This window comes from Anaerolineales bacterium (assembly GCA_030583885.1).
Taxonomy (GTDB): Bacteria; Chloroflexota; Anaerolineae; order Anaerolineales; family Villigracilaceae; genus Villigracilis.
The window spans coordinates 869,014-891,107 of record CP129480.1 but is presented as its reverse complement, the minus strand read 5'-3'; the positions used below and the strand labels follow the sequence as shown (position 1 = coordinate 891,107).

At 54.1% G+C, this 22,094-nt stretch carries 22 protein-coding genes; 14 read left to right on the top strand and 8 right to left on the bottom strand.

What is annotated here, in order from left to right; translation table 11 throughout:
* Window positions 1-121 precede the first annotated feature (121 nt).
* Window positions 122-1,201, bottom strand: coding sequence for an extracellular solute-binding protein (locus tag QY332_04545; protein ID WKZ37195.1), 1,080 nt, complete (start codon window positions 1,199-1,201; stop codon window positions 122-124).
* Window positions 1,202-1,377: 176 nt separating this feature from the next.
* On the opposite strand from QY332_04545, the gene QY332_04540 reads away from it, so the two are divergent.
* Window positions 1,378-2,070 carry a metal-dependent transcriptional regulator gene (locus tag QY332_04540; GenBank protein ID WKZ37194.1) on the top strand — a complete coding sequence of 231 codons (693 nt, stop codon included), beginning with the start codon at window positions 1,378-1,380 and terminating at the stop codon, window positions 2,068-2,070.
* Window positions 2,071-2,141: 71 nt separating this feature from the next.
* On the opposite strand, the gene QY332_04535 is transcribed toward QY332_04540, so the two are convergent.
* From QY332_04535 to QY332_04505, 7 genes are all read right to left on the bottom strand, one after another.
* Window positions 2,142-3,203, bottom strand: coding sequence for an SIS domain-containing protein (locus QY332_04535; GenBank protein ID WKZ37193.1), 1,062 nt, complete (start codon window positions 3,201-3,203; stop codon window positions 2,142-2,144).
* Window positions 3,203-4,687 carry a hypothetical protein gene (locus QY332_04530; GenBank protein ID WKZ37192.1) on the bottom strand — a complete coding sequence of 495 codons (1,485 nt, stop codon included), beginning with the start codon at window positions 4,685-4,687 and terminating at the stop codon, window positions 3,203-3,205. The genes QY332_04535 and QY332_04530 overlap by 1 nt, the downstream gene beginning before the upstream one ends.
* 12 nt (window positions 4,688-4,699) lie before the next feature.
* Entirely contained in the window at window positions 4,700-5,524 is an 825-nt protein-coding gene (rsmI, locus tag QY332_04525; GenBank protein WKZ37191.1) for a 16S rRNA (cytidine(1402)-2'-O)-methyltransferase, read from the bottom strand.
* 62 nt (window positions 5,525-5,586) lie between these two features.
* A complete protein-coding gene (locus QY332_04520) occupies window positions 5,587-7,020 on the bottom strand; it encodes a serine/threonine-protein kinase (GenBank protein ID WKZ37190.1) in 1,434 nt (477 codons plus the stop codon).
* A gap of 96 nt (window positions 7,021-7,116) precedes the next feature.
* Entirely contained in the window at window positions 7,117-7,737 is a 621-nt protein-coding gene (locus QY332_04515; GenBank protein WKZ37189.1) for a helix-turn-helix domain-containing protein, read from the bottom strand.
* 64 nt (window positions 7,738-7,801) lie between these two features.
* Window positions 7,802-9,106: a BCD family MFS transporter gene (locus QY332_04510; protein ID WKZ37188.1), complete on the bottom strand. Its 1,305-nt coding sequence runs from the start codon at window positions 9,104-9,106 to the stop codon at window positions 7,802-7,804.
* A gap of 185 nt (window positions 9,107-9,291) precedes the next feature.
* Window positions 9,292-9,690 (bottom strand): ChuX/HutX family heme-like substrate-binding protein, encoded by a 399-nt coding sequence (locus QY332_04505; GenBank protein WKZ37187.1) that lies wholly within the window; start codon window positions 9,688-9,690, stop codon window positions 9,292-9,294.
* 581 nt (window positions 9,691-10,271) lie between these two features.
* On the opposite strand from QY332_04505, the gene hemA reads away from it, so the two are divergent.
* Genes hemA through QY332_04440 form a run of 13 tightly spaced genes read left to right on the top strand, consistent with a single transcriptional unit; the run spans window position 10,272 to window position 22,059 of the window.
* Window positions 10,272-11,591 carry a glutamyl-tRNA reductase gene (hemA, locus tag QY332_04500; protein ID WKZ37186.1) on the top strand — a complete coding sequence of 440 codons (1,320 nt, stop codon included), beginning with the start codon at window positions 10,272-10,274 and terminating at the stop codon, window positions 11,589-11,591.
* 5 nt (window positions 11,592-11,596) lie between these two features.
* On the top strand, window positions 11,597-12,541 hold the full coding sequence (gene hemC / locus QY332_04495) for a hydroxymethylbilane synthase (protein WKZ37185.1): 945 nt from the start codon (window positions 11,597-11,599) through the stop codon (window positions 12,539-12,541).
* 19 nt (window positions 12,542-12,560) lie between these two features.
* Window positions 12,561-13,343 (top strand): uroporphyrinogen-III synthase, encoded by a 783-nt coding sequence (locus QY332_04490; GenBank protein WKZ37184.1) that lies wholly within the window; start codon window positions 12,561-12,563, stop codon window positions 13,341-13,343.
* Window positions 13,340-14,380 (top strand): porphobilinogen synthase, encoded by a 1,041-nt coding sequence (gene hemB / locus QY332_04485; GenBank protein WKZ37183.1) that lies wholly within the window; start codon window positions 13,340-13,342, stop codon window positions 14,378-14,380. The genes QY332_04490 and hemB overlap by 4 nt, the downstream gene beginning before the upstream one ends.
* A gap of 13 nt (window positions 14,381-14,393) precedes the next feature.
* Window positions 14,394-15,539 (top strand): TIGR04053 family radical SAM/SPASM domain-containing protein, encoded by a 1,146-nt coding sequence (locus tag QY332_04480; GenBank protein WKZ37182.1) that lies wholly within the window; start codon window positions 14,394-14,396, stop codon window positions 15,537-15,539.
* On the top strand, window positions 15,540-16,235 hold the full coding sequence (locus QY332_04475; protein ID WKZ37181.1) for a chlorite dismutase family protein: 696 nt from the start codon (window positions 15,540-15,542) through the stop codon (window positions 16,233-16,235).
* The gene (hemE, locus tag QY332_04470; GenBank protein ID WKZ37180.1) at window positions 16,226-17,272 is read left to right on the top strand and encodes a uroporphyrinogen decarboxylase; all 1,047 of its coding nucleotides are present in this window, start codon (window positions 16,226-16,228) and stop codon (window positions 17,270-17,272) included. The genes QY332_04475 and hemE overlap by 10 nt, the downstream gene beginning before the upstream one ends.
* Window positions 17,269-17,658: a DUF4491 family protein gene (locus QY332_04465; GenBank protein ID WKZ37179.1), complete on the top strand. Its 390-nt coding sequence runs from the start codon at window positions 17,269-17,271 to the stop codon at window positions 17,656-17,658. The genes hemE and QY332_04465 overlap by 4 nt, the downstream gene beginning before the upstream one ends.
* On the top strand, window positions 17,655-17,987 hold the full coding sequence (locus tag QY332_04460; GenBank protein ID WKZ37178.1) for a DUF4491 family protein: 333 nt from the start codon (window positions 17,655-17,657) through the stop codon (window positions 17,985-17,987). The genes QY332_04465 and QY332_04460 overlap by 4 nt, the downstream gene beginning before the upstream one ends.
* A complete protein-coding gene (gene hemH / locus QY332_04455) occupies window positions 17,984-18,898 on the top strand; it encodes a ferrochelatase (protein ID WKZ37177.1) in 915 nt (304 codons plus the stop codon). Before QY332_04460 ends, hemH begins: the two co-directional genes overlap by 4 nt.
* Window positions 18,895-20,349 carry a protoporphyrinogen oxidase gene (hemG, locus tag QY332_04450; protein ID WKZ37176.1) on the top strand — a complete coding sequence of 485 codons (1,455 nt, stop codon included), beginning with the start codon at window positions 18,895-18,897 and terminating at the stop codon, window positions 20,347-20,349. Before hemH ends, hemG begins: the two co-directional genes overlap by 4 nt.
* 13 nt (window positions 20,350-20,362) lie before the next feature.
* Window positions 20,363-21,646: a glutamate-1-semialdehyde 2,1-aminomutase gene (gene hemL / locus QY332_04445; GenBank protein WKZ37175.1), complete on the top strand. Its 1,284-nt coding sequence runs from the start codon at window positions 20,363-20,365 to the stop codon at window positions 21,644-21,646.
* The gene (locus tag QY332_04440; GenBank protein ID WKZ37174.1) at window positions 21,640-22,059 is read left to right on the top strand and encodes a hypothetical protein; all 420 of its coding nucleotides are present in this window, start codon (window positions 21,640-21,642) and stop codon (window positions 22,057-22,059) included. The genes hemL and QY332_04440 overlap by 7 nt, the downstream gene beginning before the upstream one ends.
* Window positions 22,060-22,094: the final 35 nt, after the last annotated feature.

Here is a 22,094-nt window from a genome sequence, read left to right as displayed (position 1 = left end):
GTGTTGATCTGTGTTCATCTGTGGTTATTTGTATATTTTTCACCGCAGAGACGCAAAGGGTGAGGAGTGTAATATTTTTTCTCTGCGTTCTCCGCGCCTCTGCGGTGAAGATCAATTGGTTCTAGGGAAGACCAATTGCTTCCATCAAATCCAATGTGCCGTTCAAGTCAAGCGCGGCTTCGGCTACGTTCACATCCGCCAGGCGGAAGTTCTCCAGCGGTTCCACGCCTTCGCGCAGAGGCACACTAGCGAGCATCGGATATTCGTAATTCCCTTCCGCGAACAGTTTCTGCCCTTCCTCCGAGATCAGGAAGTCCAAAAATGCCTGCGCCGCGGTGACGTTCTTTCCGCCATTCACGATGGCGGCGGAGGTGGCGTTGCAGATCAAACCGATCTGTCCTTCGCCCTGGTCGGGGAAGACGATTCCAACAGGGCTGCCTTCCGCGAGTTGCAGGTAGTAATAGTAGTGATTGACCAGACCGATCTTGAACTCGCCCGCGCCGACGGCTTTGCGCACATCCGTATGACCACCGAAGAAGGTCACCTCGTTCACCATCAAGCCGGTCAGCCATTCCTGCGTGGCTTCATCGCCAAGCAACTGTCGCATCGCGGCGATCTGTGCCTGCATACCGCCGTTGGTCGAACCAGCCGCAGCGATCTGACCCTGCCACTTGGGGTCGGTCAGGTCAAAGATGGACTGCGGCGCTTCATCCGCGCCCACGAGTTCCGTATTGTACATGATAACGCGCGCGCGGCGGGTCAGTCCCACCCAGCTGTCCTCGGGTCCGATAAATTCCGCAGGCAGCAGGTCCGCGCCCACAGGGCGGTACGAGGCGAACAGTCCTTGCTGGTACAAGCTCTGAATGGTAAAGATCTCTGTCGTCACAAACACATCCGCCTGCGGGTTCGCCTGCTCCTCAATCAGCGCATTTGCCAGCTCGCTGTTACTGCCCGACTTGAGCAAAATTTTCACATTCGGATACTTCGCCTGGAACGCATCCAGGACGGGCTGGATGAGCGACTCGGAACGTCCCGAATAGATGACCAGATTGCCCGAAACGCCCGCCTCATTTTCTACGGGTGAATTTGATTCTACTGCGGGAGCATTTTCCCCAGGGACGGCTGTCCCGCCGCCGCACGCGCTGACCAACAGCGCCAAAACGAACAATAAACCAATTAGTTTTTTACTGAAGTGTTGCATCGAATGGGTCTCCTTAAAGGTAATTTTGAATAGACAAATATTGTCTCTTTCGTCTGATAGGGCGTAGTATAATGACCGCCACCTGAATAATCTAGATATTTGTATTAAAATTTATCTATATTGCATTGAGAACAGGTTTCAACCTGATTGAAAATTTTCGGAGATTTACCCCCCGCATGAACGTCAGCCCCGCCATGCAGCGCTATGCCGCTGAGATCTATCGGTTACAACACGACCATCAACAGGTCCCGCTTTCGCTTTTAAGTTCACACGTCGAAGCATCCGCGCAGGCGACTGCCAGCATGGTCAAACGCCTGCAAAAAAGCGGCTACCTCGCGCACGAACCGTATCGCGGCGTAATGCTCACCCCGGAAGGCGAACAGATCGCCATGCCGTCCCTGCGCCGCCACCGCCTGACGGAAGTCTTCCTCGTCAAAGTGATGAAATATGACTGGGCGACCGCCCATGAACTGGCAGACACCTTCGAGAAGGGCATCAACGACGAGATCGAAGACCGCATGGACGAACTCGCGGGCTACCCCACCCGCTGTCCGCACGGCGAGCCGATCCCCTCGAAGGACGGCGTGATGCCCCGCGTGGTGGATATGCCGCTGATCGATGTGCCATCTGAATCCGATTGTGTCATCAGCCGCGTCCGCACGCATGATTTTGAAAAATTAAACTACATTGGTGAACTTGGGCTTGTGCCGGGCACACCGTTTCATCTATTTAGCTGTGCGCCATTCAAAGGTCCACTGCGGCTGAAATTGCAAAAGCACGATCATCTCATCGGCTTTGAACTCGCCAGTTCATTGTGGGTGGAAGTGACCAAACAAGGCGCTGGAAACAAACTCCCCCCGAAGAAATAAAGCAATTATGGAGTCAGCCAGCTTGCTCCCGTGGAATACGCCAGCAAGCTGGCTGACTCCATATTTAAAAATCAACCCCTTGCCAACATATCTTTAAAACTCAATAATGCATGCTCCTCCGACGGGTCTGCGCCGTATGCCATGGCAAGATAATATGCCATGTAATCGCCAAAAATGATCAACGTCCACAAGTGGGCAATTATGGACTCGCCGCGCGCGTCGATCACATCCGTGTTGAGGGCTTCGAGCATGAAGGCCTGGCGCATCGCATCGGAGCGCAATTTGTTCCGCAGATGGTCGCTGGGTGCACGCATGAACAGGGTCATCGTGTGCGCATTAAGCGTGGGATTCGGGTTGAGCGTGGCAAGCAATGTGTTGTGCGTGGCTTCGGGGATGACCTCGAAATTCGCGCCCGCTTTCGCCATTTGATTGACCTGCGTCTTCCAGCGCCGCGCCACAGGCTCCAGATTTTGCGTGCCAACGAACGTCACCCAGCGCCCGACCAATTGACCAGCGTATCGCTTGGCGGGATTCTTCGCGGCGAGCACGTCCGCGGTAATGTGCTGTTGGGAGCGTTTCATCATCGCGACCGCTTCGGCTACGTCCGCGGCGGGGTCGGGGATAAGATCGAGACGGGTGAACAACGCCAATAACAAGCCAAACGGATATGCAATTGCGGCGTTGGCTTTGCCGTTGAAATCATATTTCCAAATGGGAACGTTCCTTGCTTCGGCATATTTCGCCATTTCTCCGCCGCTGGTGATGGCCAGTAAACTGCATCCGTTCCTGAATACGGCATCGAATGAGTCGAGGGTCTCTTCGTCGTCCCCGGAGTGCGAGACACAGACCGCCAATGTCCGCGCGCCCTGTGCGAACGCGGGGATGCCGTATCCGCGGTGGGTGGTCACGGGGAGGCGAATGCTCGAGGAAACAGAAGCAGTGATGAGGTCGGCAGGAAGCGCGGAGTCTCCCATCCCGGCGATGATAATGTTTTGTATATCCGTGAAAGCGGGGAGAGGCAGACTCTGTCCCAATTCCCATGCGGTTTGCAATTGACCCGGCAAACCGTCAATATGGGCAAGCATATGTTGGGTGTCGAGTTGTTTGAAGAGGGCGAGGTCATCCAGGTTCATCAACTTGCATCCTTGATGAATTTCGTCATGTCCTTCTTCATGGCTTTGAGCGAGGGCATGTGCACATACATCATGTGGCCTGCATCGTAATAGGACATGCGGATGTTCCCGCGCAGCGAGGCATCCAGGCCAAGATGGTCGAAGGTGTATTCGGTGGCGAAGTAGGGCGTGCCGAGATCGAAATATCCGTTGGCGACAAAGACCTTGAGATATTTATTGAAGTGCATGGCGCGGCGCAGGGTTTCAGCGACGTTGACATATTGATTCTGGAAATAACTGTACGACCAGTTCATCCAGACTTTTTCGCTGAGGATCTCATACGGCAGGTCGGTCTCGAATTTGAGTTCGGTGCGGATGTAATCGTTGAACGCCGCTGTGTACGGACCTGAGACCTGGGCGAACAACGGATCGTACTCATAGGTTTCAGTGACGCCGATACGGTCAATGCCCGTGTAACGGCTGTCCAAACGACCGACGGTTTTGCCGCGCTCGCGCAGGAGTTCCTTGAAATAATGGCGGTCGAGGATGCGCAGGTCACTGCGCTGGATGAATTCCTGCGAGATGCCCGTGTAGCGTGAAAGTTTTTCAACCACACTGGCGCGTTCCTCGGGCGTGAGCGCTGCGCCCTTGAGCAGGGCGGAGGCATACTCACCCAGCGCGAATTCCTCCGCTTCTTTTAACACGGTCTGCAGGGACGCTTTGAAACTCAACTTGTCGTGATACCAGGCGGTCGCCGCATAGGCAGGCAGGAAGAGAATGTAAGGCAGGTCGTTGTTGAAATTGAAGTCTATGGTGGTGAAATCGAGTACGGCGGAGATGAGGATCAGTCCGTTCAGCAGCATGCCGTGACGGTCCTGCAAATAACCGGAGAGTCCTGCCGAGCGTGTGGTTCCGTAGGATTCACCCGCGAGGAATTTGGGTGAGAGCCAGCGGTTGTAGCGCGTGGTATACAGGCGGATGAAATCACCCACCGAGGCAATGTCCTTTGTGAAGGTGTGCCACTCTTTGGATTTCTCGCCTTCCACGGGACGGCTGAAGCCCGTGCTCATCGGGTCGATGAATACGAGGTCGGTGTCATCGAGGATGGAGTATTGGTTATCGGTCAGTTTGAAGGGGGGCGGAGGCAACTCGCCATCTTCGGTGAGCACCACACGACGCGGACCAAGTACGCCGAGATGCAGCCATACGGAGGAGGACCCGGGCCCTCCATTGAAGGAAAACGTGATCGGGCGTTTGGATTTATCCTTTACGCCGTCCATGGTATAGGCGGTGAAGAAGATCTGCGCGCGCGGTTTTTCGATTTCGGTATCCTTTTCCTTGTCGTTGACCTCCTCCTTCAGCACCATCGTCCCGGTGGCGACGGTGTATTTGATCGTTTTACCGCCGATCCGCACGGAATGTTTGGTGGTGACGATGTTATCTTTTGGGACTGGCTTTTCTTCTTTTTCCTTCTTTTCTTCGTTTTTTTTTGTGTCTTCTGCCATGCGAGTCTCCATTTACTTAATTTGATTGACCAAACCATACACTTCCTTTTTATTCCAGCCGCTTGCCTCCGCCAATTTAGCGGAGATCTCCTTTGCAGACTTGCCCGCCTTCATTTCCTTCTTGATGGCCTTCAACAATTCATCCTCTGTCCACCGTCCACGGTCTTTGGTCTTTGGTCCTTCCACAACCAAAGTGAATTCACCTCTCGGCTCTTTTGATTTGAAATACTCGATCGCGCCGCTGATTTGGCCGCGCCAGTATTCTTCGTACATCTTCGTCATTTCGCGGGCAATGCAGATGCGGCGGTCACCGAGAATGGCGAGCAGGCCTTCGAGCGAATCCACGAGGCGGTGGGGAGATTCGAGGAAAATTAAAGTATAGGGCAGGTTACAAACCTGCCCTACATGTTTGCGGCGTTCGCTTGATTTATGGGGGAGATAACCAAGGTATAAAAAGGAATCGGTGGGCAGGCCGGAAACGGTCAGGGCGGCGATGGGAGCCGAAGGACCGGGAACAGGCACAACGTCGAAGCCGGAGGCGAGGGCGGCTTTGACAAGTTCATAGCCAGGGTCATTAATCGCGGGAGCCCCTGCATCGGAGACGAGCGCCACGTCACCCGTCGAAAGTTTTTCGAGGATGAAATCGAGTTTGTGTAATTTGTTGTGTTCGTAATAACTGGTCTGGGGAGTTTGGATATCGAAGTGTTTGAGAAGTTTTCCGGTGTGGCGGGTATCTTCGGCGGCGATCAGAACGACCTCACGCAGGATCCGCACGCCGCGCGGGTTCATGTCTTCCAGGTTTCCAATCGGTGTTGCGACAAGATACAGTGTACCCATTGGGTTATTCTATCACCCCATTGGATGAAAGGAACATCGGGCGCTTCGGCGCCCGATGGTTTTTATTGACAACCCTTCAGCTTGATCTCCAAAACGGTACAGCCTGCATCCCCGGGCGGGACGGCGACACAACACTGCGCCTCGGAGTTAAAGGTCGCATCGGATGGGCATTTGTTGAGATCATCATCGGAGAGGACAGGCGGGCTGCAGACCTTTACATCCATGACGAGAAAGGGTGTGCCTGTGCAGGAATAGGTTTGTCTTCCATCGCTGGTCGCTTCCAACCTGCACGATCCGTCGGGGTGAAGGGCTTCCACGACAGCACCCTCCTGAACGGAGACATAGGAATAGGGGAGTTTCCTGGTACAGATGCTGTTGGTCTCCCTGGCAAACGCTGAGTGGATTTCAATCCCCTCCGAACAGAACGGGGCGAAAGACGCCGAGGCGGATCCAGCCTCCTGAATCGTTGGAACCGTGGTCCATGTGGGGCTTTCAGGCGGGACGGTGGCGGCGGGCTGGCCGGGTGCAAACAGTTGATCTCGCAAAAGGAGGAAAGCGGTCACGGCAAAAACGAGAACAAGGCCGGTAACAACCCATCCCATTCTGCCGCGGGTGGATGGCGCGGCATTACCCAGGCGGGTTTTCGCGGAGCTGTTCGTACTGAAGGTCAGATTGCCCTCCTTGCCAAAGGCGATCAGGTTCAGGGCCTTTGCAAGGTCTATGGTCGTTTCGTATCGCCTGGACTTATCCTTCGCCATGGCGGTTTTGATCAGGTCATGTACCTCTTCCGGAAGATCGGGCACCAATTTCAAAATCTCCGGCACGGGTTCGGTGATGTGCTTCACCACCACACCCATCGGCGTATCGGCACTGTACGGCTGCTGCCCGCTCAACATCTGATAGACGATCACACCCAACCCATAGACGTCGCTGCGGCTGTCTATTTCATTCCCCTGCGCCTGTTCGGGACTCATATAGGCGGGTGTGCCGATGACGCCGCTTCCGGTCAACCCGCCGCCTGCCTCCGTCAATTTGGCAATGCCAAAATCCGAGATGAACGGCTCGCCATTTTCATCGAAGAGGATGTTATCAGGCTTGAGGTCGCGGTGGACAATGCCCTTTCTATGGGAATAGGCGAGTCCCTTTGCAATTTTTTCGATGATGCCGGCAGTATCCTGTATTGAAAAATTTCCCTTTGCAATCCCATCGGAAAGGGAACCGCCGGTCATGTAGCGCATGACAAAATACGGCTGCCCGTCCTCCTCCCCGACATCATACACCGGCACAATCGAAGGATGTTCCAACGCGGCGACCATCTTGATCTCGCGCTCAAAGCGGGAACGGAACTGCGGGTCATGCAGCATTTCACGCGGCAAAACCTTGATCGCAACTTCGCGGTCAAAACTTGGGTCGAAACCGCGATAGACCGTCGCCATGCCCCCGCGGCCCAGTTCAGATTTTATGACATAACGCCCGATCTTTTCAGGGATTGACATGCGCGCAAGTATAAACCAGCCGGAATGATGGCGCAAGCGGATAGATCCGCTTGCGCCTGTTTTTAGTATGCGGCCGGTCAAACTAAAATGCCAGCCTCAACGGCTGGCATTCCCCAACGATTCATAGGTCTGCAAAAGGCTGATCAGGATCCCGTCTGTAAAGGTGTGCATCTTCGAATACATTCGCGAAGTTTGGGAAGCCGGCACGTTCGCATCTCCATACACCTTGATCACCGACACGATCAGCGAATCGCGGAAGAATAAAAACGCCTTTGCCGCGTCCACGTAACTCAGACTGTAGCGCCTTGCGCGCGAGGCATATTCATAACCGATCGCATAGGCCTCGGATGCGGCTTCCTCATCATTGGCCGAGACGTAATTCATCAATCCATGAAATAACGAACGCGCACCGATGCGGTATTGCGCGCGCGCCTCCTCATCCAATTTTTGATACCAGGATTCCGCCTCGAGGCTTCCCTCCGAAATTTGCATGCGCACATTGCGAATGACTTCCTGCATCATCTTTTCAGGCTTGATCTCGCGGGACCCCTGGCTTGATTCCGCCCAGAGGGAGATTTCACTGCGCTTATAGCGGCGATGTCCGCCCTGGGTTTTATGCACGGGCAACACCCCCTTATCCGACCATAGCCTGACTGTGCTGGGATGCACGCCCAGTATTTCTGCTGCGTCACTTAAGGAAAGCCATTCGTCGGTCATATTTTCTCTCTGCAGTCCGACGGCAAACCGTCAGCGTGGAGCCTGCCCCGCAACTCCGAAAGGGTTAATCCGCCACCATGGCCATCTTGTCGGCAAAGGTCGGTTCATCCACCTTCTTCCTGAACGCGGTGACATCAATCCGCGTGAGTAGAATGGCGGCAATTAATAACATCAATGCTTCCATGCCAAATACAATGAGGTACCCGCTCAACGCATTCCCTGTGAGATGCGTTGCCGTATCCGCCACCACGCCCGCCATGAGCAAGCCTATGAGGCGCGAGAGTCCGTTTGAGAAGCCCCATGCGCCGATATACAAACCAACCTTTTCAGGGACGGTCAGGTCGAACATGAGGGAGAGATTGGCGATGGTGGAGATGCCCGTGCCAAATCCCAACAGGGTGATGCCAACGTAGAAGGTGGTCAGGCTGGTGGTCAAACCGCTGATGACGATCATTACAAATCCGAACAGCGCGCCAAGATTGCCCGCTTGGGCAGCATATTTCTTCTTCACGCGCCCGTCAAGGAAACCCGCCACGATAAAGGCGAGTAGAGTAAAGGTACTGCTGATGGACACGATGCGCGACGTCTGTTCGAGGGTCATGCCGAAGGCTTGGGCACCGAAGGGTTCGAGCAGGACGTCCTGCCCAAGGATGGCGGCGAGCAGCAACAGCAGATAAACGAAGAAGATCTTCGCTACGGGATTCTCCGTGATGGCGGAGATCATCTGTTTGACGGTGTACGTGTCCGCGCCGGAGGCTGGGGCGGAATGATCGAAGCGTGGCTCCAGCTTGAAGAGGCCGATCAAACCCAGAGTCAGGGCTGAAGCGGCAATGATGATGAAGGCGCGTTCAAGAGCCACAAGGTCAAAGGTCGTCACGAGGCGGCTGAGGGTGATGCCCGTCGCGATCATCCCGATGACCATGACCGTGAACATGGTGGCGATCGTTTTGCCGCGTCCCTTTTCGCCGGAGAGTTCGGAGGCAAGCGAGAGGTAGCAGACCGCGGAGAGGTTGTACCCCATCCCCCACGCGCCAAAGGCGAGGATGCCGGCAATGATGCCGAGGGTGAAGTTGTCACTGATGAGGATGGCTACCTGCGGTGAGACGGCGACGCCAATCACACACAGGATAAGACCAGCCAGAATATACGGTGAACGGCGATATCCAAAAATGGGGTGCCGATCAGAAAACGAACCGATGGCAACCTGGATGGGGGAAAGCAGATAGGGAAAAACAGCGAGGAGCGTGAAGAGGGTTTTGGAAAACTCGAGGTCGAAGATCATCACGCGGTTGAGCGTGCTGTTGATGGGGACGAGGGTCATGGCGACCGCGGTATGGATGAGGGCAAGTTGAAGGCGTTTTAGGAACATGGGTTCTCCCGTCATTGCAGCCAGCGGGCCGGCAAAGCAATGACGTATGTTTTTCTTAAACGGCGCAAGGGCGCTACTGACACCCTTGCCGTTATTGGTGAAATTTTACTTTTATGGACATATTGGTCAATGTAGATTTACATAGAATTTTACTAGAGAATTGTGAGCAGGTTCTGTGGAAATCTTCAGACCGTGAAGCATTCGATCAGGTTGTTATACGCCTGTACAATTTCCGTAGAGGGGTCATGTCCGCCGAAATTGAGGAAGACTTTGAACGCCGCGCTGCCGCGTTTATCGAAGAATTGGAAGCTGAGCGATTCGTGCCCGTCTAGGTGGCTCGGCTTGCGGAAGGCAAACACGGAGGCCAGTTCCCAGCCGCGGATGATCTCCTCCCAACGCGAGAAATCCAATTCGCGGGCGGCGTCACCTTCGAGTGCATGCACACTCTCCACTTCGGAGACCCGCAACTTGTGCGCGAGCATCAGCGTCATTTGGGAGCGGCCTTCGTTGTACGCTTTACGGATGATGGCAAGGCGTTCATCCTGAGTCAGGTTAGGGTTGAGAGGGATTGTAGTTTGGAACATGATTTGCAATCTCCTCTGAACTGTGATTGGGACGATCTTTGTCCCGTTCAGTGGCGTGGAGGATACAGACCCCCATTGCAATAAATCCAGATGACTGTTTGAAATCCCTTCTTAATTTCATTGCAAAGCATGTTCAACCGCATTGAAGATTTAAATAAAAAGGGAGAGACGATTTTCGCACCTCTCCTGACCTGAAGTTGGTTCGGTTATCCTGCAATCTTTGCCAACGCCTCACCCAATCTCGCAATCTCATCCAGCGTGTTGTGATGCGCCGCGCCAACGTGCACCATGCCGCCCTTGCCGCATAAAATACCCGCGTGCGGACCGAAGAGTTTTCACGGTTGAGCCGCACCCGACAAGAAGGCAGCCGCATAAAACGAATATAGCGTCCAAATGACATCCATCGGGCAATGTACGACAAACAGCATAAATCTATAAAACCAGGCACTCCAAAATAAGCATGGGATTAAATAATTCAAACAACTTAATTCAATGCTAAAGAAAAACATTGTAAATCTATCTGGCGCATGCCGTCCTTTGACAATAAAGTATATGAACATACTCTCAAAAGCGGTTGGTCAATGCATATCTACTGCCTCGGTCTCAATCACAACACCACACCCATTGAACTTCGTGAGCAATTCTCGCTCAGCGAAGATGCGATCCGTTCCGCATTATCCCGCCTTGCATGCGGACATCTCGCCGCATCCATCGCGGAATTGGTCATCATCTCCACCTGTAACCGTACCGAACTCTACGCCACCTCCAGTCATATGGCAATTGCCGAACTGGAGGCTTTTTTGTCGGACGCCTGCGGTGTGCCTGCGAAACAGTTTCGCACTCATTCCTACCGCTACGAGAATCTCGATGTCGCTCGCCATCTCTTTGAGGTTGCCGCAGGGCTTGACTCACTCGTCATCGGCGAACCTCAAATACTTGGACAAATCGTCCGCGCACTGGAGCTCGCACGCGGACAGAACATGGCGGGTCCCGTGTTGAATCGCTTGTTCCAATCCGCCATCCATGCAGGGAAGCGCGCCCGCACCGAAACGGACATCAGCCGCAACCCTGCTTCCGTGTCGTCGCTTGCCGCATCGTTGGCAGAGCGAGTCGTTCATCCGATTGCCGAAGCACAAGTGGTCATCCTCGGCGCGGGCGAAATGGCGGAATTGGCAGTGGAAGCCTTGCGCAAGCGCGGTGCGAACCGCATCCTGGTTATCAACCGTACTTTGGAACGCGCTCATACGATTGCAGACCACTGGGGGGCTGAAATCACAACCTTTGAAAATCTTGATTCTGCACTGGTATCTGCCGATATTCTGATCTCCTCTACAGGCGCGCCGCATCTGATTCTAACCGAACGCATGATCAGCGAAGCGATGCTCACACGCGCACACCGTCCGTTGGTGCTGATCGACATCGCCGTGCCGCGCGACATCGACCCCGACGCGGCAAACATTCCGCACGTCAAACTCTTTGACATTGATCACCTGAATGAAAAACTGGAAGGCGCGCTTGCCGAACGCATGGCAGAAGTGCCGCAGGTGAAATCCATTCTCGATGAAGAGATCAAAGAATTTGAAGAATACATGAAATCACTGGAAATGATCCCCATCATCTCCGATATTCGCCAACAGGCTGAAACCATCCGCAAGGAGATGCTCGAAAAAACCTTGCGCCGCCTGCCCGACCTGACCGATGCCGAACGCGCCCGCATCGAAGCCATGACCCAGGCGCTGGTCAAACAAATTTTGCACGCGCCCACCAACCGTCTGCGCGCCGAAGCGTCCTGTCCACATGCGCCCGAATATGCCGCCGTCGCCCGCACCTTGTTCGGTTTGCAAAGCGAAGGCTTGTGCGGTTTTTCGGGTCAAGCCTGCCCCATCTCTGCTACTGACTGACAACCATGAAGCTCATTTTTGCCACCCGCCCTTCAAAACTCGCCCGCTGGCAAACCCAATGGGTGATCAACGCCCTGCAAAATATTCATCCCAATCTTGTATGTGAAGAAAAGGTCATCACCACGCAGGGTGACAAAATTCTCGACAAGCCGTTGCCCGAAATCGGCGGCAAGGGAGTCTTTACGCAGGAACTCGAATCTGAACTCCTCAATGGCAATGTCCACTGCGCAGTTCATTCGCTCAAGGATCTGCCCGTTGAAAATCCTGCTGGATTAACCGTTGGATGTATCCCCGTCCGCGCGGAAGTGCGTGACGCGCTGATCTCACGCGATGATTACACCCTTGCGACTCTTCCAACAAACGCTTCCATCGGGACCTCGAGCCTGCGCCGCGCCGCCCAGATCCTTTCCCTCCGCCCAGACATTAAGACCGTGTCCCTGCGCGGCAACGTGGATACCCGCCTGCGCAAAGCCCTGGACGGTCAATACGATGCCATCATCCTTGCGGGCGCAGGGTTGACCCGCCTCAGTTTGGACTCACACGTGACCGAATGGCTCTCGCTGGATGTGATGCTCCCTGCACCTGGACAGGGCGCGCTCGCAGTCCAATGCCGTGCAGACGATACAACTACGCTTGAACTGCTCTCCATACTTGAAGACGTGTCCTCGCGAAAAGCGGTCGCGGCTGAACGTGCCTTCCTCAGCGGACTTGGCGGCGGATGTGCCGTGCCTGTGGCGGCTTACGCAGTGACCAGTGAACAGCCTGCCCTGAGCGAAGTCGAAGGGTCATCAGTCATCAGTCTTGTGGGGTTGGTGATTTCGGAAGATGGGAAGAAGGTTGTCAAAGTCACAGGCGAAGGAAGCGACGCGCTTGAACTTGGAAACGAACTCGCGCAAAAAGCGATTCAACAAGGCGCAAACGAAATCCTAAAACTGATCACTGCCCACTGATAACTGATTACTAATTACTATGAAAATCCTCATCACACGCCCCCGCGCTCAAGCCGATGAATTCGCAGAAAAACTGCGTTCTGTAGGCTTCGAACCGATCTCTTTTCCCGTCATTGAAATTCAGCCGATTGGAAATAACCTCGCACTGGAACGCGCACTCGAGAAATTGAATTGCTATGAGTGGGTGGTTTTTACATCGGTGAATGCGGTTGAGGTGTTTTTTTCTCCCTCATCCCCAGCCCTTCTCCCGAAGGAGAAGGGAGTCCCCTCTCCCTTCGGGAGAGGGCAGGGTGAGGGCACGAAAGTCGCCGCCATCGGACCGAAAACTGCCGAAGCCCTGCGAGTGCGCGGTGTGATGCCCGATTTTGTCCCTGAGGAATATGTAGCGGAGGCGATCCTGCCTGGCTTGGGAGATTTGCAAGGCAAGTGGGTCTTGCTCCCGCGCGCTGAGATTGCCCGTAAAGCCTTGCCCGAAGCGATTGCGGATGCTGGCGGAATCGCTCACGAGATTGCAGTTTATAAAACCTTGCCCACGGAACCTGCTCCCGAAGGAATCGCTGTGTTGAAATCAGGTGTGGATGTTGTGACCCTGACCAGCCCATCCACTGTTCAAAATTTCGTTGCCATCTGCAAACAAAACGGACTCGATCCATTGAACCTTCCAAACAATCCGTTATTCGCCTGCATTGGTCCCATCACCGAACAAGCTGCAAAAGAGGAAGGGTTGGTCAAACTTGTTGTTGCGAAAGAATACACAACCGATGGGTTGATCGAAGCGATTACACATACGGAGAAATCATGACTCTGATTGAACTTGAAAATCGTCAATCGTCAATCGTACATCGCAAATTGGTTCGTCCGCGCAGACTGCGCACCACACCCGCCCTCCGTGCGATGGTGCGAGAGACGGAACTTAACGCACACGATTTCATCTATCCCCTTTTTGTGCGGCATGGGACGGGACGAACTGCCATCAGTTCGATGCCTGGCGTGTATCAACTGTCAGTAGAGGAAGCGGTTCGGGAAGCTGAATCAGCCGCAAAGTCGGGTGTGAGCGCTGTCATCCTATTTGGAATTCCCAAAGAGAAGGATCCGATTGGGCTGGAGAATTTTGCGGAGGATGGAATTGTCCAGCAGGCTATTCGCGCCATTAAAAAAGAAATCCCTGAGATGGTTGTTGTCACCGATGTTTGTTTGTGTGAGTACACCAATCATGGGCATTGCGGCATTTTGAATACGGGCGAACATTTTCATACTGGTCTACCTGAGGGATACGTGCTGAACGACCCGACGCTGGATGTGCTGGCGAAGGTGGCGATCTCACACGCGCAATGCGGCGCGGACATGGTTGCGCCATCGGGCATGATGGATGGCATGGTCGCATCGATTCGTGAAGGATTGGATGGCGCCGGATATGAGAGCCTGCCGATCTTGTCGTATGCGGTGAAATACGCATCGTCATTTTATGGACCGTTCCGCGATGCGGCGGAAGGCGCGCCAAAGTTTGGTGACAGGAAATCTCACCAGATGGATCCAGCCAATGTGCGCGAAGCCTTGCGCGAAGCCGCCTTGGATGTGGAAGAAGGCGCGGACATGTTGATGGTGAAACCTGCATTGGCATATCTCGATGTCATTCGTATGGTGAAGGACGCCTTCCCTGAACTGCCGATGGCGGCATACAACGTCAGTGGCGAGTATTCGATGATCAAAGCCGCTGCCGCTAATGGCTGGGTGGACGAAGCGAAGGTCACACTCGAAACGCTCACATCCATCAAACGCGCAGGCGCGGATGTAATTATTACTTATCATGCCGTTGATGCGGCGAAATGGTTGAAATAAAAAGGAAACTATCATGTCAACAGAAAACCTAACTCCCCGCGCCGCATCTGAACGAACGATGCACAACGAACGCATGGTACATGCCGATTTCAATATGGCGCCCTTCACCATCGCCTGGGAAGTGACGCGTGCCTGCGCGTATGCCTGTGTCCATTGCCGCGCAGATGCGATGCACACGCCCGACCCGAACGAGTTGAATACGGAAGAAGCGCTGCGCCTCATCGACCGTCTGGCAGATTTTGGTTCCCCGATTTTGATCTTCACGGGCGGCGATCCGATGATGCGCAGAGACCTGCACGAACTGATCGCGTATGCTACGCAAAAAGGTCTGCGTTGTTCATTGACCCCAACCGCCACCGCCCTGCCGACAACCGCACGGCTTGAGAAAGTGCGCGATGCGGGCATTCGCCGTATTGCCCTTTCGCTTGATGCGCCGCGCCCCGAGATCCACGATGAGTTTCGGCAGGTCAAAGGTTCGTGGCAGCGCACGATGGATATTTTGCACCGTGCCCAGTCCATTGGGGTGAGCGTGCAGGTTAATACCACCGTTGCCAAACACAACGTGGACATTCTGGATGAAATGGTTCCGTTCTTGCAGGAAGTCGGCGCGGTGCAATGGTCGCTGTTCTTCCTTGTGCCGACGGGTCGTGCCCAAGTCAAAAATATGATCTCCGCCGAAGAACACGAACGTACCTTCAATTGGCTGTATGACCTTTCCAAGACTGCGCCATTTGACATTAAATCCACGGCTGCCCCGATGTATCGCCGTGTGGCAATCGAGCGTAAACGCGCAGAACAGGGCGGTGATAATCCCGTCACTTTTCAGGGCGCTGGCTTTCAATATGCAGATGGACTCAATCGCCCGACGCGCGGCGTCAATGACGGAAACGGTTTCCTGTTCATCTCCCACGTGGGTGATATTCAACCCTCTGGCTTCCTGCCGCTCACGGCAGGTAACGTCCGCACGGATGATGTGATCGATGTGTACCGCAACTCACAGCTATTCACCGACCTGCGCACTCCCGACAAGATCAAAGGACGCTGTGGAATCTGCGAGTACCGCGACGTGTGCGGCGGTCAGCGCGGACGCGCGTATGGTGTGACGGGCGATTATCTTGAATCCGACCCAGCCTGCGTATATATTCCACAAGGAGCGTAAATGACCACGGACACCACCGAACAACTTCAACGCACGTTCAACCATTACTCATTATTTTCCTTCAAGGATGCTTATTGGTCGCTGACTGCAGACGAACGTGCGAACTTCCACAAGAACTGGCTGGCTGCCTTGCGCGCGTCCGCCCAAAAAGTGGACCTGTTTCAAGGCACCGAACATGACGTAGACCTGATTGTCTGGTCTGCCTTAACCGTAAAGGACAATCAAGATGCCGCCACCTTTTTTGAAAAATTTGCAAAGGCTTTGGCTCCCTATCGCCATCTGATTGAACAAAGAGACTCCCTTTGGGGCTTTACGCGCCCATCGCAATATTCAAAGGCGCGCTCCAAACAGGAGATCGATCCGTTCTCTGATGAGCACAAGCCGTACTTGATTATTTATCCGTTCTCCAAAACGACCGAATGGTACTTGATGAGCCGCGAGGCGCGCCAGGGCATGATGAACGAACACATCCGCATCGGAAAGCAATACGAAGACATCAGCCAGTTGCTGCTTTATTCCTTTGGTTTGCAGAATCAGGAATTTGTCGTGGTCTATGAAACCGATGACCTGACCCGCTTCTCCGACCTGGTCAACGAATTGCGCGACACCGAAGCGCGCCGCTACACGTTACGCGACACTCCCTTGCACACCGCTATCTATCACCCCGCCGAAGAGACTCTTGCCTTATGGAAATGAACAGCCGTTTTCTACAAGCCTGTCAGCGCAAACCCGTTGACACGACACCTGTCTGGTTCATGCGTCAGGCGGGACGTTACATGCCCGAATACCGCGCCATTCGCGAGAAATATTCCCTGCTCGAAATTTGCTATCAACCCGAACTCGCCGCTGAAGTGACGCTTCAACCCGTCCGCGCTTTTGGGGTGGATGCGGCGATTCTCTTTGCCGATATTTTGCTGCCCGCTATTCCGCTCGGCGTCGGCTTGGAGTTTGCCAAGGGCGAAGGTCCCGTCTTGCAGAATCCTGTCCGCACGATGGACGATGTCAGAGCGTTGAAACCTGTCGATGCAGAAACAGACTTGGGCTACGTCATGGAGGCGATCCGCATCCTGCGCAGGGAACTCACGGATACTCCGCTCATCGGCTTTTGCGGCGCGCCGTTCACGGTTGCGTCCTACATCATCGAAGGCGGGTCGTCGCGTGAATTTCTCAAGACCAAAACGATGATGTATTCCGCGCCTGAAGTTTTTCATGCGTTGATGGATAAACTCGCAGATGTGTTCAGCGATTATCTGACGGCGCAAATCCGCGCGGGAGCGCAGGCAGTGCAAGTCTTTGACTCGTGGGTCGGCGCGCTCAGCCCATCGGATTACGAAACCTTCGTGCTGCCGTATTCGCAAAAGTTGCTCAAAGCCGCGCAGGCGATGAACGTGCCTGTCATCCATTTTGGGACGAACACGACGACGCTCCTGCCGTTGATGAAACGCGCGGGCGGTGATGTGATCGGACTCGACTGGCGCATCCCGCTTGACGACGGCTGGTCGTTGCTCGGAGACGATGTTGCCGTGCAAGGGAATCTTGACCCCATCGCGCTCTTCGCGCCTCTCCCTGAACTCAAAGCGCGCGTGCATGATGTATTACGTCGTGCAAACGGCAGACCTGGTCACATCTTCAATCTCGGACACGGCATCCTGCAACACACGCCCGTGGATAGTGTCAAAGCGGTTGTGGATATGGTGCATGAATTTTCTTCTGAGAAGGCGGAGGTCGGATGAATTGGATTGGTCTCCTCGCTGCCGCCACCGCTTTTCTGAGCATTTGGATCGGTCATGTGGCTGTCCGTAAGATCGAAGCTTCCTCACGGACGATTTGGGTTCCAACGGTGACGGCGATTGCTCTTGGTATTTCGCTGGAATATCTCTCATTGATCGTGGACAACCTGTTGTTGAAGACTGCCTTCGGCATCACAGGTATCACTCTTCTGTGGGATGCGCTTGAATTCACACGGCAGCAAAACCGCGTCAAACATGGACATGCCTCCGCCAATCCGAACAACCCGCGCCATGCCCGAATTCTCAAAGAACATCCCTCAGCCACGACGGTTGACCTGCTCGATCGCGAACCAACGGGCTCACAGATCACTGGACAGCGAACACCATGAACACTTTTGGATTGATCATTGGTATGGCGACCCTGCTTATCATCGGACTGGGGTTTCCGCTTGTCATCCGCGGTGAACGATACTTGGGCTACCTATGGTGGCCCTACATGATGGGTCTGGGTTTCCTGATCGTGTTTGCATCCCTCTTCATTTCATCGGATTGGTTGTCTGTTGTCGTTGGCGTACTGGGCGCAACCTTCGTCTGGGGCTCGACCGAACTCAAGGAACAAGCCGTCCGCGCGGAGTTGGGCTGGTTTCCTTTCAACGCAAACAAAATCAAACCGCCCTTTGAAGAAATCATCAGGAAATGGAAGGCTCCTCATCTATGATCGGATTATTGGTAATGGCATATGGAGGTCCCGACAAACTGGAGGATGTCGAGCCATACCTCCTGGATGTCCGCGGCTATCGCCCCACTTCGCAGGAGATCATCCATGAAGTACGCGAACGCTACCGCGAGATCGGTGGACGCTCCCCCATTCTGGAGCAAACTCAGGCGCAGGCAGATGCGCTCGAATCTGCTTTGAATTCGAATGGGAATGAATTCAAAGTCTATGTGGGGATGCGTCACTGGCATCCCTTCATCAAGGATGCGCTGGCAGAGATGCAGGCACAGGGAATCGAAAAAGCGGTCGGCGTGGTGATGGCTCCGCATTATTCGCGCATGAGCATCGGCGCGTATTACCAGCGGCTCGAAGAAGCCAACTCGCCCATAGCCATATCCCGTATCGAGAATTGGCATTTGGAAGCGGGGTATATCCATACGCTTGCAAATCGTGTGCGTGCTGCGCTTCAACGCTTCCCCGAAGAAATCCGCGCGGACATTCCCGTCATTTTCACTGCGCACAGCCTGCCCGAGAAGATTCTGGAATGGAACGATCCATATCCCGCGCAATTGCGTGAAACCGTCTCGGCAGTGATGGAAAAACTCGGCTCCCAACCGCATGAGTTCGCATTCCAATCTGCCGCCATCTCCACCATTCCCTGGCTCGGACCCGATGCGGGTGAAGTGATTGAAAGCCTTGTGGCGAAAGGTAAAAAGCATATTCTGCTTTGTCCCATTGGGTTCGTCTGCGAACACGTTGAAATTCTGTACGACATTGACATTGTCTATCAAAATCTTGCCAGGTCGCTTGGCATTCATCTCGAACGCATCGAAATGCTCAACACGGCACCCGAAATGATCGCAGGGCTGGCTGACTCAATTCGTGAGAAGGTAAAAGAAGCAGGTTGGTTATGAATCGAATCATTGTCATCGGCGGCGGGATCGCAGGTCTTTCTGCTGCCTATTACGCACAGAAAAAAATTCCCGATACACATATCACCCTGATCGAATCTGCTTCACACTGGGGTGGCAAGATCATCACGGATCGCGTTGCTTTCGATGATGGTCAATTCATCATCGAAGGCGGACCCGACACCTTTCTCGCCAGCAAACCCTGGGGCGTGGCGCTGTGCAGGGAACTCGGTCTTGGCGAGCGGTTGCATGGCACGAATCAAAACCAAAAGAACACTTATGTTCTCAACAAAGGGCGTTTGTTGCCGTTGCCTGAAGGTCTTGCCATGATGATTCCCTCAGATGTGCCATCCATTCTGCGTTCGCGTCTCATTTCATGGTTTGGCAAAACGCGTATGGGGTTCGATTTTCTGCTACCAGCAAAAAATGTCAACCCCGATAAGACTGGGGCAAGTGGCGATGAATCACTCGGCTCATTTGTCAGTCGTCGGTTGGGGCGTGAGGCGTACGAGAATCTCATCGAGCCGCTCATGTCTGGCATTTACGCGGGTGATGGCGATCAACTTTCGCTGGCATCCACCTTTCCTTATCTGCGCGATCTCGAAACTAAATATGGCAGCCTCGCCCGCGGCGCGCTTGAAATGCGCAAAAAATCCAACGGCAAAGCCGTGCAGGGTTCGCGCTCCGCGTTTCTCACGCCCACAACCGGGCTGGCGGAAATCGTCGAAGCCCTTGTAGCGCACCTTCAATCGCATCACGTAGATTTACGCCTGAACACCAACGTTCAAACGTTAAAACGTTCAAACGTTGAGACATGGCACGTGACACTGGACACCGAAACACTTGACGCTGACGGACTCATCCTCGCCACTCCCGCCTATGTCAGCGGACGACTGCTCGCCTCTTTCGACCCCGAACTTGCCTCTGCCCTTGAAAGCATTCCCTACGCCTCGACCGCCACCGTCTCCATCGCCTACCGCCTGAGCGATGTTCCCCGTGATCTCGACGGTTACGGCTACGTCATCCCGCGCCGCGAAGGACGCAAAGCTCTCGCCTGCACATGGACATCCACCAAATTCCCGCACCGCGCGCCTGAAGGATATGCATTGATCCGAGTATTTGTCGGGCGGGCAGGACAAGACATCCCCTGGAATGAAAATGATTTGTTGGAATTATCCAAAGAAGAAATGAAATTGACTTTGGGCATTACCGCCGAACCGCTTCTCTCCCGCGTCTTCCTGTGGGCTAAAGCCATGCCGCAATACAATCTGGGTCATCCCGAAATTCTCAAACGCATTGACGCCGCACTCGAAAAACATCCTGGTCTAGCTTTGGCTGGCAATGGCTATCGCGGCATCGGTATCCCTGATTGCATTCATTCGGGTGAAGTGGCTGTAGAACGCGTTCTCAAATTTTCACGTTCAAACGTTGAAACGTTACAACCTTCAAGCTAAAGGCAGGATAGTAATGAAAATCGATAAATCCATTTCTTTATTTCACGAAGCACAAACCCTATTTCCTGGCGGCGTGAACTCGCCTGTGCGCGCCTTCCGCGCAGTGGGCGGACAGCCACTCTTCATCGAACGCGGTGAAGGTTCATATCTCTATGATGTGGATGGCAACCGCTACATTGATTACGTCCTCTCATGGGGTCCGCTCATCACGGGACATGCGCATCCCGATGTGGTGAAAGCCATCCAGGAAGCCGCACTGATGGGAACATCCTACGGCGCGCCGAGCCCGTTGGAAATTGATCTGGCGAAGAGCATCATGGAGTTCATGCCGAACATCGAGATGATCCGTTTCGTCAATTCGGGCACGGAAGCGACCATGTCTGCGTTGAGACTTGCCCGCGCGTATACCAAACGCGAGAAGATCATCAAATTCGATGGTTGTTACCACGGTCACGCGGACATGCTGTTGGTACAGGCGGGCTCGGGCGTGGCAACGTTAGGCTTGCCTGACTCGCCTGGAGTGCCGAGCGCGGTCGCCTCAGATACACTTGTCGCACAATTCAACGATTCGGAATCCGTTGAAGCTTTGTTTAAAAAGTATCCCGACCAAATTGCGGGGCTCATCGTTGAGCCTGTCGCTGGGAATATGGGTGTTGTCCCGCCTGTTGAAGGATTTCTCGAAGGCTTGCGGAAATTAACTACCGAATACGGAGCGGTCTTGATCTTCGATGAAGTGATGACAGGCTTCCGCGTCCACAAAGGCGGGGCACAGAGTCTCTACAACATCAAACCAGACCTGACCACGTTGGGCAAGGTCATCGGCGGGGGGCTGCCCGTTGGTGCATATGGCGGGAGGAAAGAGATCATGCAGCTGGTCGCGCCTGCGGGTCCGATGTATCAAGCGGGGACGCTGTCGGGGAATCCGCTGGCCATGAGCGCGGGAATCGCGGCGTTGAGTCTGATTCGGGGTGAGGAATGTTGGGGGAAACTGGAGCAGGCTGCGGCTAGGCTGGAGGCGGGTGTAGCCTCTGCGGCAAAACAGGCTGGAATTCCCATCCAACAGACGAGGGTCGGCACGATGTTCACAACCTTCTTTAGCGAAACCAAGCCTGTAGGTTGGAGCACGGTCAAGGTGGCGGATAAAGTCCAGTTTGGAAAATTCTTCCAGAAGATGTTGGCGAATGGCGTGTACCTTGCACCGTCACAATTCGAAGCGGGGTTTATTTCGATCATGCACACTGATACAATTATCGAAAAAACCCTTGAGGCAGTGACGGAGGCTTTTCGCACATGGTAACGGATGGGAAGGTTCACAACGCAGCTTTGATACGGTATCGCCTTGGAAATGTATTGATCCTGCTAGGCGTGCTGACATGGCTGCCGTTTATTGTTTTACGAATAGCAGGAGAAAAGCCGGCCCTGCTTTGGTATTTGCCGTTTCATCTGCTTGGCGTGGTCGGCGGGTCGCATCTGCGTTCGATTTCCCGCAGGGAGATGGGCGCATTGTCCCCAAAAAAGAGTCGCTTGTGGGTTATCGGACATGTCTTGATCTTTCTTGGAGTCCTGGTTTGGGCACCCTACTTTTATCTGAAGGTTTTTTCCCGGGCATCCGTTGAATTGATGAACTTTCTGCCATATCATCTGATTGGCGTCTTGGGGGGAATCGTTGTGCTGGCGATAAACTACTTCATCTCCCGAAGGGATGTTTAACAGGCTGGACAAGGGGTGTGAGCCCTCTGCCTTGC

What these genes read in the sequence shown, in the direction of transcription:
- hemG (WKZ37176.1), top strand. Translation starts at nt 18,895, where the DNA reads ATGAATCGAATCATTGTCATCGGCGGCGGGATCGCAGGTCTTTCTGCT.
- hemA (WKZ37186.1), top strand. Translation starts at nt 10,272, where the DNA reads ATGCATATCTACTGCCTCGGTCTCAATCACAACACCACACCCATTGAA.
- hemH (WKZ37177.1), top strand. Translation starts at nt 17,984, where the DNA reads ATGATCGGATTATTGGTAATGGCATATGGAGGTCCCGACAAACTGGAG.
- QY332_04545 (WKZ37195.1), bottom strand. Translation starts at nt 1,201, where the DNA reads ATGCAACACTTCAGTAAAAAACTAATTGGTTTATTGTTCGTTTTGGCG.
- hemB (WKZ37183.1), top strand. Translation starts at nt 13,340, where the DNA reads ATGACTCTGATTGAACTTGAAAATCGTCAATCGTCAATCGTACATCGC.
- QY332_04515 (WKZ37189.1), bottom strand. Translation starts at nt 7,737, where the DNA reads ATGACCGACGAATGGCTTTCCTTAAGTGACGCAGCAGAAATACTGGGC.
- QY332_04535 (WKZ37193.1), bottom strand. Translation starts at nt 3,203, where the DNA reads ATGAACCTGGATGACCTCGCCCTCTTCAAACAACTCGACACCCAACAT.
- QY332_04510 (WKZ37188.1), bottom strand. Translation starts at nt 9,106, where the DNA reads ATGTTCCTAAAACGCCTTCAACTTGCCCTCATCCATACCGCGGTCGCC.
- QY332_04465 (WKZ37179.1), top strand. Translation starts at nt 17,269, where the DNA reads ATGAATTGGATTGGTCTCCTCGCTGCCGCCACCGCTTTTCTGAGCATT.
- rsmI (WKZ37191.1), bottom strand. Translation starts at nt 5,524, where the DNA reads ATGGGTACACTGTATCTTGTCGCAACACCGATTGGAAACCTGGAAGAC.
- QY332_04475 (WKZ37181.1), top strand. Translation starts at nt 15,540, where the DNA reads ATGACCACGGACACCACCGAACAACTTCAACGCACGTTCAACCATTAC.
- QY332_04530 (WKZ37192.1), bottom strand. Translation starts at nt 4,687, where the DNA reads ATGGCAGAAGACACAAAAAAAAACGAAGAAAAGAAGGAAAAAGAAGAA.
- QY332_04460 (WKZ37178.1), top strand. Translation starts at nt 17,655, where the DNA reads ATGAACACTTTTGGATTGATCATTGGTATGGCGACCCTGCTTATCATC.
- QY332_04505 (WKZ37187.1), bottom strand. Translation starts at nt 9,690, where the DNA reads ATGTTCCAAACTACAATCCCTCTCAACCCTAACCTGACTCAGGATGAA.
- QY332_04440 (WKZ37174.1), top strand. Translation starts at nt 21,640, where the DNA reads ATGGTAACGGATGGGAAGGTTCACAACGCAGCTTTGATACGGTATCGC.
- QY332_04540 (WKZ37194.1), top strand. Translation starts at nt 1,378, where the DNA reads ATGAACGTCAGCCCCGCCATGCAGCGCTATGCCGCTGAGATCTATCGG.
- hemL (WKZ37175.1), top strand. Translation starts at nt 20,363, where the DNA reads ATGAAAATCGATAAATCCATTTCTTTATTTCACGAAGCACAAACCCTA.
- QY332_04490 (WKZ37184.1), top strand. Translation starts at nt 12,561, where the DNA reads ATGAAAATCCTCATCACACGCCCCCGCGCTCAAGCCGATGAATTCGCA.
- hemE (WKZ37180.1), top strand. Translation starts at nt 16,226, where the DNA reads ATGGAAATGAACAGCCGTTTTCTACAAGCCTGTCAGCGCAAACCCGTT.
- hemC (WKZ37185.1), top strand. Translation starts at nt 11,597, where the DNA reads ATGAAGCTCATTTTTGCCACCCGCCCTTCAAAACTCGCCCGCTGGCAA.
- QY332_04480 (WKZ37182.1), top strand. Translation starts at nt 14,394, where the DNA reads ATGTCAACAGAAAACCTAACTCCCCGCGCCGCATCTGAACGAACGATG.
- QY332_04520 (WKZ37190.1), bottom strand. Translation starts at nt 7,020, where the DNA reads ATGTCAATCCCTGAAAAGATCGGGCGTTATGTCATAAAATCTGAACTG.